This is a genomic window from Streptococcus bouchesdurhonensis (assembly GCF_948472335.1).
Genome location: NZ_CAOKTW010000025.1, coordinates 1 through 10,991 on the forward strand (window position 1 = coordinate 1; position 10,991 = coordinate 10,991).

Annotated in this window: 6 protein-coding genes and 4 pseudogenes; 1 reads left to right on the forward strand and 9 read right to left on the reverse strand. The window is 39.4% G+C overall.

Annotation, left to right across the window (positions count from 1 at the left end):
• The 5 genes and pseudogenes from QMQ21_RS18775 to QMQ21_RS18795 form a co-directional block, all read right to left on the reverse strand.
• Positions 1-1,237 (reverse strand): annotated as a pseudogene (locus QMQ21_RS18775) (IS3 family transposase); the annotation flags it as partial.
• 118 nt (positions 1,238-1,355) lie between these two features.
• Positions 1,356-3,335, reverse strand: a complete 1,980-nt coding sequence (locus QMQ21_RS18780) for a peptide ABC transporter substrate-binding protein (protein WP_138699941.1) — start codon at positions 3,333-3,335, stop codon at positions 1,356-1,358.
• 116 nt (positions 3,336-3,451) lie between these two features.
• Positions 3,452-4,499 (reverse strand): IS630 family transposase gene (locus QMQ21_RS18785; protein ID WP_261814961.1). Its coding sequence is split into 2 segments (ribosomal slippage): positions 3,452-3,998 and positions 3,997-4,499, totalling 1,050 coding nucleotides; the frame shifts between segments, so codons are not numbered across the junction.
• A 39-nt stretch (positions 4,500-4,538) separates the two neighbouring features.
• Positions 4,539-4,897 (reverse strand): annotated as a pseudogene (locus tag QMQ21_RS18790) (helix-turn-helix domain-containing protein); the annotation flags it as partial.
• 340 nt (positions 4,898-5,237) lie between these two features.
• Positions 5,238-6,208, reverse strand: a pseudogene (locus tag QMQ21_RS18795) (PD-(D/E)XK nuclease family transposase).
• A gap of 112 nt (positions 6,209-6,320) precedes the next feature.
• Between QMQ21_RS18795 and QMQ21_RS18800 the strand changes: the two are divergent.
• A pseudogene (locus tag QMQ21_RS18800) lies at positions 6,321-7,168 on the forward strand (IS630 family transposase).
• 56 nt (positions 7,169-7,224) lie between these two features.
• Here the strand turns inward: QMQ21_RS18800 and QMQ21_RS18805 are convergent.
• From QMQ21_RS18805 to radA, 4 genes are all read right to left on the reverse strand, one after another.
• Positions 7,225-8,193 carry a ribose-phosphate diphosphokinase gene (locus QMQ21_RS18805; RefSeq protein WP_000010164.1) on the reverse strand — a complete coding sequence of 323 codons (969 nt, stop codon included), beginning with the start codon at positions 8,191-8,193 and terminating at the stop codon, positions 7,225-7,227.
• 144 nt (positions 8,194-8,337) lie between these two features.
• The gene (locus QMQ21_RS18810; protein ID WP_000749767.1) at positions 8,338-9,153 is read right to left on the reverse strand and encodes a PrsW family intramembrane metalloprotease; all 816 of its coding nucleotides are present in this window, start codon (positions 9,151-9,153) and stop codon (positions 8,338-8,340) included.
• 24 nt (positions 9,154-9,177) lie between these two features.
• A complete protein-coding gene (locus QMQ21_RS18815; protein ID WP_007285146.1) occupies positions 9,178-9,675 on the reverse strand; it encodes a beta-class carbonic anhydrase in 498 nt (165 codons plus the stop codon).
• Positions 9,676-9,747: 72 nt separating this feature from the next.
• A partial coding sequence (gene radA / locus QMQ21_RS18820) for a DNA repair protein RadA (RefSeq protein WP_261814962.1) occupies positions 9,748-10,991 on the reverse strand: 1,244 nt, incomplete at its 5' end.

The following is a 10,991-nucleotide window of genomic DNA, read 5'->3' on the forward strand; positions in this document are numbered from 1 at the left end:
TTAAGCGACTGAAACGACTTCTCATAACCGTAAAACATTTCCGATTTCAGAATCCCAAAGAAGGACTCCATCATACCGTTGTCTGGGCTGTTGCCCTTGCGTGACATGGATGCTTGAATTCCCTTACTCTCTAGGAACCGATGATAAGAATCGTGTTGATATTGCCAGCCTTGGTCACTATGGAGAATCGTATTCTCATAGCGCTTCTCTTTGAATGCCTGTTCCAACATTGTTTGTACTTGTTCTAAGTTGGGTGAAGTTGAAAGATTATAGGCGATAATTTCACTATTAAAGCCATCTAAAACTGGTGATAAGTAAAGCTTTTGAGTACTTGCTGGAATGGCAAATTCTGTCACATCTGTGTAGCACTTTTCCATTGTTTTAGAGCCTTCAAATTGACGTTGAATGAGATTCTCTGCCTTCTTACCCACATCTCCTTTATGAGAAGAATATTTTCGTTTCTGTCGCATTTTAGCTTGTAAATTGAGTACTTTCATCAAGCGTTGAACTCTTTTATGATTTACCAGATAACCACGATTTCTTAGTTCTAAATGAATCCGACGATAACCATAATTTCCCTTATGTTCGATAAAAATGGATTGAATTTCAGCTTTAAGCTCTTGATTCTTATCTAGTTTGTCTAGCTGTTTCAAGTGATAGTAGTAGGTCGAACGAGCTAATTTAATGGCTTTTAGAAGAATATCTAACGAAAAATCAGTCATTAATTCTTGAACAATTTCTGTCTTTCTTCTTTCTCTTTTTCCTCCTTCAATCGGAGTTCTCTTAACTTTTTTAGGATGGCATTCTCCGCTCTCAGGTACTCATTTTCTGCTTGAAGACGTTCTAATTCTGTTCTCTCTTCAGGTCTCTTTTTTGGCTTACGTCCCATTTTAGGTACTCTCCCTCTTATTTTCTCAACAATAGTATACCCGTTTTTCTTGTATTGTGCTAGTCAATTAAGAAGTATCGTACGACTTGGGAGGCCGTATTCAAGAGAAACTCTATCTTTAGTCCAGCCTTCATGTAAGACTTTATGAATCATTTCTTGTTTTAAATCAGGAGAATAGTAACGATTTTTTCCTTTTTTGACGAACTCTATTCCGTAACGATCAATCAATTTAATCATGTACCTAATATTAGAATTGTTTATCCCAAATTTATTTGAAAGCTTCTCTAAGCTATATCCTTGTTTTCTAAGTTCATAGATCTGAACTTTATCATCATGAGTTAATTTCATAATAAAAACACCCCAAAAGTTAGATTTTGTCTGTCTAACTTTTGGGGTGCAGTACATCAACACCTGATACTATGCGTTTTTCTGATTTTTAGGACTTTTGACTCAGTCTCTTTTTATTTTATTTCACATGTTTTGCAAGTTCTTCTTGCGCTTTTTTATTGGATTCTGCTTTTTCTTTCATCCATTTTTCTTGAGCTTTTTGGTATTCATCTGCAGTAACTGCCTTGTCTTGAATTTCAAGGTATTTATACAAGACTGGGTCGCTTGTACCTTTATTTCCTGACAATGCAAATGGTATTGTAAATGGTACCATCTTAGACAAGATTGGACGCCCTGTACGAGATGTAGTTGGAATAATCAAAGCACTATCTGTCAGCCAAGCTTGGGCTGAAGCGTATTTATCATAGCGTTTAGCAACATCTGTAGCCTCATCACCAGCTTCAGTAACCAATTTTTCGTAGTCATATAGACCTACTTTTTTAGCAGCTACATTATCTTCCCCTGAGTCAAATCCTAAATATGTTTTAGTACTTTCTCCTACAGAAGGTTTGATAATATCAAGGTAGGTTGATGGATCGGCAAAATCAGGACCCCAACCGACATTATCTGATAAATCCCAGTCTTCGCCAGCAGCATTTTCAGCAAATAAAGTTACATTAAGCAATTCATCTTTTTGCAATTGTTGGATATCAATAACGACATTATCAGTTCCTAAAGTTGCTTCCAAGGATTGTTTCATAGATTGGACACGTTGAACTTTTGTCGTTGCTGTCTGGTCAACAGGCATATCTAGGTGAATTGGGAAAGTCACACCTTCTGCTTGTAAAGCGGACTTAGCCTTGGCAAATTCAGCCTTGGCTTTTTCTGGATTGTAGAGACCATCTTGTGAATCGGCCAGATTAACATCCTTCCATTCATCCCCATAGGTTACTAATTTTTCTTTGACCATATCGCCAAAGTTTTTCCCATCTGCTTGAACAAATGTTGGTGGCACAAAGAGATTGCGCAAGATTTTGCTTGCTCCAGTTTCTCCATTCAACTGAGCGGCATAGGCTGTACGGTCAAATCCAAAGGCAATAGCCTGACGGAAATCCTTATTTAAGAGAGCCTTTTTAGTAGATGTCTTTTGTTCTTCGCTAGTCTTAGATGTGTATTTATAAGATTGACGGTCAATATTTGTCCCTACTAGATAAGTCGTAGAGTCTTGTTGAGTATAGACGATATTGTCTTTCATACTCTTCTCAAGCTCTGCGAAACTTGCACTTGTTGGATAAAGACGAGCTGCTGTAAGGCTACCATCTTTAAAGTTTTCTGCTGGTTTGCTGGTATCTTGCCCATCCCAGAATGACAATTTAACTTTGTCAATATGCACATTGTCCTTATCCCAATAGTTCGGATTTTTCGCAAATTCAACGGAAGATTTGGTCACAATGGATTTCAACAAATAAGGACCGTTATACAAGAGACTACTTGGATCCGTAGCTTTGGCAAAATCATCCCCTTTTGAATTCAAAAACTCTTCATTAACTGGCGCAAGCACACCCATTGTTGTTTTGGAATTCCAAAAACTTTCAGGTTTGTTCAAGGTGTATTGGATTGTTTGGTCGTCAAGGGCTTTAATCCCGACTTGAGTGAAGTCTGTGATTTCACCTTTGGCATAGGCATCCAGACCTTTGATTGAATCCTGTACCAAGTAAAGGGCTTCTGCTTTCTTATCTGTTGCATATTTAAGTCCTGTTACAAAGTCCTGAGCCTTAACAGGAGCGTACTCTTCTCCCTCAGATGTATACCACTTGGCATCCTGACGAATCTTATAAGTATAAGTCAAGCCATCCTTAGAAACTGACCAGTCTTCTGCCAATGAAGGAACAAGGTTCCCGTATTTATCATTTTCAAGCAATCCATCAATCACATTACTAGTAATCTCAGAAGTTGCTGCCTTACCAGTTGTCAAATAGTTGAGATTATCTGGATGTGTCTCGTAAGTAAATGCAAAGGTTTTTTCACCTTGAGCACCTGAACCCCCAGAACAAGCAGCTAAAACACCAGCTGCTAATAAGGTTACTCCCGCAAGAGCCAATACTTTTCTTGTTTTCATAGTATTCTCCTTTGTTTTTTATTCATTATAGACTCTTTTTCAAGTCCTGTCAATAGAATTTTCTGAATTTTAAGAGTTATTTGTTATATTTGATATATTCTGAAAAATAAAATTGTTCATTTATGCCAAAAAAGCATTCTAGTCCATCTCCGATTAACGATGGACTTTATCACCTCCTTCTCCAGTCCTTGTATAACATCTTGAAGTTGATTCATGACATCTTCCAAAGTTCGAAAGGCTTTATTCTTAAATCCACGTTTACGAATCTCTTTCCACACTTGTTCAATGGGGTTCATCTCTGGTGTGTATGGAGGAATAAAGGTAAAGCCAATATTAGTCGGAATCTTTAAGGTACTTGATTTATGCCATATGGCATTGTCCATAACGAGTAAAAGATAATCATCTGGATAAGCTTGTGAAAGCTCTTCTAAAAAGACGTTAATCCACTCAGTATGACATCCACCAGCGATTAAGAAAAATGATTCGCCTGTATGGGCATCAACAGCTCCATAACAATAGCAAAATTCTCGTATATAGTGACTATGGACATGTGGACCTACTCCTATTGAAGCCCAACAAGATCCCAGTTTACTGATTCTACCGAAACCAGACTCATCTTGGTACATCAAGCGAACCTTACGAAAAGGTCTCCTGGTTTTAAAGCACTTTCTTTTCTTCTTGAATTGAGATTTTATTTTTAGACGCGACAATGGTTTGAGAGTCTACTTTCTTGGGATGTGCTGGACGTGGCCTAATATTTCGCCAACCATGGTGCTTCAAGAGTTGATAGAAGGTATCACGTGTGTAGGAAGAACCTAACTCCTTTGTATAAGCCTGAAATAAGGCATCAATTGTAACAAATTCTCCTGCCTCTGCAGCCTTCAAATGACGGGCAAGAAAGGCTTTCTCTTCCTCAATTGTCATATATGCATGGTTACGACCACCACGTGTTTCTTGAAGGAGAGAGTCGAGTCCGAACTCCTCATATTTTTTTACAGTTGGCCAAATCGTTGTTTGATTACAGTCTAAAAGCTCTATAATCTCTTTATAAGATTTACCCATCAGACGAAATAGAACGATTTGAAGGCGTTTATGATATTTAGCTGTACGAGAGTCTTTTAAAAGTGTTTTGATTGTTTGGATTTCTTCTTTAGTTGATTTCATATTACTATTATATAATGCTTTTTGATTTTAGTCTAGTATTAATCCCAATTTTCCATGATGAATCCAATAGTAAATGGTTGAAATTCCCACGTTAACCCCTTTAGCCATAACCATCATTTCAGGAGAAAACTTTTGATTATGATAGTAGAGAATCTTTTCCTTTAGTTCTTTGGTTAAGCTTGATTTCTTGACCGAGCGCCTGCGATTGTTTTCATAAGACTGTTGAGCATAGTCGGTAGAATAAACCTCTTTGAAGCGCCCTTTTCCAAGACATTGTCAGACTGTCTCACGCTTGATTTCAGTGTGGATAGTTTGAGGAGCTTTTCCAAGCAAAGAGGCAATTTCTCTATTTGATTTTCCTTCTTTTGTTTGGCTTTTGTAGTATAATTGTCTTGCATCTCTGTGCCTTTCTTGTGTTTGTGGTTGAACAACAAGTATAACACAGAGGTGTTTTCTTATGCCTAGAAGAGCTTTCATTTTTTTCAAAAAAGGTTGAAAAAACACCTTTGTGAGATGAAATACCCTTCAAATACCGTATCTCCCAAGTGAAAATCTCACAAATTTCTTAAACTTTGAGTCAAACTTCACATATCTAATCCATATCGATAGTTGGACAGAACTCACTTCTATGGTATTATCCTATCCCCCTTCCAAATGTCAAGCAAAAATGACAAGTATTTTAGAAATAACTCGCCATTTCATTAACTTTCTACTATATTAAATTAAAAAAATGTGACCTCATAGCAAGGACTCAAACTCAGCGACGCTCATACCCAGCTGATGGCTGGCAACCTCGGAAGTCAGAAGTCCTTGGCGAACCATATCCAGAAAGGCAAAAAGTTTCCCACGTTCCAAGCCTTCTTCTCGCCCTTGTTCAATCCCTTCAGCTCGTCCACGTTCAAGACCACGCTCCAGTCCCTGTTCAAGCCCCTCTGCACGACCACGCTCTAAGTCTTTTTCCTCCGCTTGTTCCAATGCATAGTCATGAGCGAGTAAGGCTTGTTCTTCACGCATACGTAGTTGACTAAACATTTTCCTGTCCTCCTCGGACCAGCTCTTGTAATCTAGCAGTTGGTCTGCTTGGCTGATGGCTCGCTCGGGGCGCTGGGTAAAGGGTTTATTCCCGAAAAACTCCAACCATGGCTTGCGAACGCTATCCTTGCTGGTTTCTCTGTATTTTTTAATTCCAAGAATACCATCTTGACTAGATGGTTTTCCTGTCCATTGTTTGTGATGGTTAAGACTTCACCTGTCGTTCCCTCTCGCATACTAAAGCTATGAAAAGCTTAATCATCCTGAAAGTAATTACTATCCACAATAGCTATTGCGTATACTGATGCGATGTGTTTATAACTTTGGTGAGCGTTTCCTTCTTATTGGCGAATTTTTTCTAGATTTTGATTGACCTGACTGCACAAGTAAGCCCACAGGAGATTGATGAAAAAATTCTGATGATGAACTTGAATTTCAATGATTACTTGGGTTCCATTATCCAACTCCACCAAGACATCAATACTGGTATAGAAATCTTGTGCTTAATAGGGCAGAGAAGGCAAGACGTGAATGTTACTTCCTTCCAAAATGGTCACATTTTTTGCTGGTAAATCCAGCATATCGCGAATAAATTGACAAGTGATTTCTGGATTGCTGAAAATTTTCTTAGCGTCCAAATCATTGGTTGAGCTAATGCCCGGATGTCTTAGAATCATTCTTTCTCTCCTTTCATTATAGCACATTTTTAAATCTAGGTTTGCTAGATTCACTGCTTCTATCTATAGTAAAATGAACCAAAAACAGTACACAATGTTGTATAATCTTCTTATGGCATATTCAATAGATTTTCGTAAAAAAGTTCTCGGCTATTGTGAGCGAACAGGTAGTATAACAAAAGCATCACAGGTTTTCCAAATCTCACGTAATACCATTTATGGCTGGTTAAGGCTAAAAGAGGGAACAGAAGAGCTAAACCATCAAGTAAAAGGAACAAAACCAAGAAAAGTTGATAAAGATAGACTTAAAAACTATCTTACTGACAATCCAGACGCTTATTTGACTGAAATAGCTTCTGAATTTGGCTGTCATCCAACTACTATCCACTATGCGCTCAAATTTATGGGGTACACTCGAAAAAAAGAACCACACCTACTATGAACAAGACCCAGAAAAAGTATCCTTATTTCTTAAGAATTTTAATAGTTTAAAGCACTTAGCACCTGTTTATATTGATGAAACAGGATTCGATACTTACTTTTATCGAGAATATGGTTGCTCATCAAAAGGTCAGTTAATAGGAGGTAAAGTCTCTGGAAGAAGATATCAGGGGATTTCTTTGGTTGCAGGGCTAACAAATGGTGAGTTAATCGCTCCAATAACTTACCAAGAAACAATGACGAGCGACTTTTTTGAAGCTTGCTTTCAGAAATTTCTCTTACCGACATTAAATACACCCTCAGTTATTATTATGGATAATGCAAGATTCCAATAGAATAGCTAGAATAGAATTCTTGTGTGAAGAGTTTGGGCATAAACTTTTACCCCTTCCTCCCTACTCACCTGAGTACAATCCTATTGAGAAGACATGGGCTCATATCAAAAAGCATCTCAAAAAGGTATTACCAAGTTGCAATACCTTTTACGAGGCTCTTTTGTCTTGTTCTTGTTTCAATTGACTATATTTATTCGGAAAAAAGACGAAAAAACCTGAGAACCATCTCAGGCTTGGTCATTAAATTTTTTTCTCAATACCGAAAAGTGGAGAAAGTGGTCGTTTTTCATGAATACGTACGATAGCATCCCCTAGAAGATGAGCGATTGAAATCTGCTCAATCTTATCAATCAAACGCTCTTCTGGCAGATAGATAGTATCCAAAACAACCAATTTCTTAATAGCTGATTTTTGGATATTGTCCGTAGCAGGACCAGAAAGAACTGGGTGCGTACAGCTTGCATAGACTTCAACAGCACCAGCTTCCGCAAGAGCATCTGCCGCATGACAAATCGTTCCAGCGGTATCAATCATATCATCAATCAAGATACAAGTCTTGCCTTCAACCTTACCGATGATGTTCATAACTTCACTAGTATTCATCTTATCAACGCTACGACGTTTATCAATAATAGCGATAGATGTTTTCAAAAATTCTGCCAACTTACGAGCACGAGTCACCCCTCCATGGTCCGGGCTGACAACCACATAGTCAGAACCAACCATACCACGACGCTCAAAATAATCTGCAATCAGAGGAGCACCCATCAAATGATCCACAGGAATATCAAAGAATCCTTGAATTTGCGCAGCATGCAAGTCGATGGTCAATAAACGATCCACTCCAGCTACTTCAAGCATATTTGCGACAAGTTTTGAAGTGATTGGCTCACGCGCTCTCGCCTTTCTATCCTGACGTGCATACCCATAGTAAGGCATGACAACATTGACAGATTCTGCACTCGCACGCTTCAAAGCATCTACCATAATCAAAATTTCAAGCAGATTGTCATTTACAGGCGAACTAGTTGATTGTAGGATAAAGACGTGTTTCCCACGGATTGATTCTTCAATGTTGACCTGAATCTCTCCATCTGAAAATTGGCGAACACTTGATTTCCCCAACTCTATCCCAATCTCCTGCGCCACACGTTCTGCCAATTCTTTATTAGAAGAAAGGGCAAACAGCTTTAAATCAGAAAAAGACATGATTTCCTCCGGTATATATGTATAACTTGTGCTTTTCACAAGATTTTCCATCTACCATTGTAGCGCTTTTTGCACTATTTTTCAATCAAAAATAAAAGAAGGGCACCATATTTGTACCCTTGCATCATTCTTTTGAAAAATATTCTAGGTCATCAACTCATTGTGTTTCTCAACAAAGCAATAAGCATGATAAAAACCATAGAGAGCAATAGCCGTAACCACTGGAATCGCTAAAGGCAACTCTGTTTCCAACTCCACAAAAGGAGAGTTAAACAAGAAGTGAGTTCCCAAGGCTAAACCTAGAAAAATAAGGCCCTGTTTCTTGCCAACCTTCTGTCCTTTATAGGCTCTGTAAAGCAAGTAAACACCTACTACAGCTAGACCTGAAAAAGTCCAGTGAGAGGCAATTCCTGAGATGATACGCTCTAAAATTCGCGAAATAGTAAAGTCAAAGCCCTCTGGCAAATCCGTACGAATATAACCAATATCCTCAATCATTTGGAATCCCAAACCGGAAGCAATTCCAAGTAAAAACAAAGATTTTAATTTTCGCACAGGAATCAAAGCCAAAACAAAAACAAGTGGCAATAATTTCAAGGGTTCTTCTACCAAAGGAGCCACAATAGCACTTTCAAAGGCATTTAAAAATGTACTATCTGGAAAAAGCATACCCAGCAAATCATGGATATAGGTATTCGCAAAGCTAGACAACCAGCCTGAAAGGAACATCCCTCCCAATAAAGACAGAATCAAAACCTTCTTTGGCAATTCCCATTTTTTCCCAATACGGAAGAGAAAATAAAGAGCCGGAATCATGTAAAAGAGAGCTAGAAAGATAGAAACTCCCATTAGTCCATATTCCGCACCTGACCTCGAACCGTCCGTATAGTAGATGGTTTCATACTGTAAACCAATACATAGCAATAAAATAAAAATAAATAAAATACTGCTTTTCTTCATACACTTTCTTTCTAAATGAAGTATTTATAATTCTACGACTGTCATACTTCCTGTATCAACATTGTAAATGGCACCAAAGATAGTGACATCGTCTGGTATTAGGGGAGACTCGATAAGCAGTTGCATATCCTCGCGTACACTCTCTTCTATATCTTGGAAGGGCAAGAAGTCCTGGTCTGACACATCTACACCTAATTCCTCTTTTAAATACTCCTGAAAAGGTTCATTTTCAAAGGTCTGAGCACCACAGTCTGTATGGTGCAATACCACAATCTCTCTTGTCCCCATTTGTTGCTGGGAAATAACTAGCGAACGAATCATGTCTTCAGTCACTCGACCACCTGCATTCCGCAAGATATGAGCATCCCCAAGTGCCAAGCCCAGAGCTTGTGCAACGTGCAGACGAGAGTCCATACAGGTCACAATAGCTACTCTTGTTTTGGGTTTAAGTGGCAGATTTAACTGCCCATGTAAGGCAACATAAGCCTGATTAGCTTGCATAAACTGTTCAAAATACGACACGATTCCCTCCTTGAAAATTTGATAGTCAAATATTTCTCCTATCTTATCATTTTTAAGAGAATTTGTCACGGATTATGCAAAGACCTTTTTCAAAACTTCCTGAATCGTTGTCACGCCAATGACCTGAATTTCCTTGGGCGGAGTGATTCCTGTCAAGGAATTCTTAGGTACATAAATCTTAGTAAAGCCCAGTTTAGCAGCTTCGTTGATGCGTTGCTCAATACGATTCACGCGCCGAATCTCTCCTGTCAAACCAAGTTCTCCTACAAAACATTCCTGAGGATTAGTTGGCTTGTCTTTATAGCTCGAAGCAATAGCAACTGCAACAGCCAAGTCTATCGCAGGTTCATCCAATTTGACACCGCCAGCAGATTTGAGATAGGCATCCTGATTTTGCAAGAGAAGCCCTGCCCGTTTTTCCAAAACGGCCATAATCAGACTAGCACGATTAAAATCAAGTCCTGTCGTCGTACGCTTGGCATTTCCAAACATGGTCGGTGTTACCAAGGCCTGCACTTCTGCAAGAATAGGACGCGTCCCTTCCATGGTCACAACGATTGATGAACCAGTTGCTCCATCCAAACGCTCTTCTAGGAAAACTTGACTCGGATTGAGTACCTCAACCAATCCGCCCGACTGCATCTCAAAAATTCCAATCTCATTAGTGGAGCCAAAACGATTTTTGACCGCTCTCAGAATACGGAAGGTATGGTGACGCTCCCCTTCAAAGTAAAGCACCGTATCCACCATATGCTCCAACATACGCGGCCCAGCTAATGTTCCTTCCTTGGTCACATGACCTACGATAAAGATGGCAATGTTATTGGTTTTAGCCAGCTGCATAAGTTCAGCCGTCACCTCACGCACCTGAGAAACAGAGCCCTGCACCCCTGAAATCTCAGGAGACATAATAGTCTGGATGGAGTCAATAATGAGAAAGTCTGGTTGGATACGCTCCACCTCAGCACGAACACTCTGCATATTGGTCTCTGCATAAAGATAAAACTCACTATCAATATCACCCAAGCGCTCTGCTCGTAGCTTGATTTGCTGAGCAGACTCCTCCCCACTGACGTAGAGAACAGTCCCCACTTGGGACAACTGGGTTGAGACTTGTAGGAGAAGGGTTGATTTCCCAATTCCAGGATCCCCACCTATGAGGACGAGACTTCCTGGTACCACTCCGCCTCCAAGTACACGGTTGAATTCCTCCATCTCTGTCTTGGTTCGATTGACATTGATGGAGGTCACTTCAGCCAGTTTCATGGGCTTGGTTTTCTCACCTGTTAAAGACACACGCGCATTTTTGACCTCGA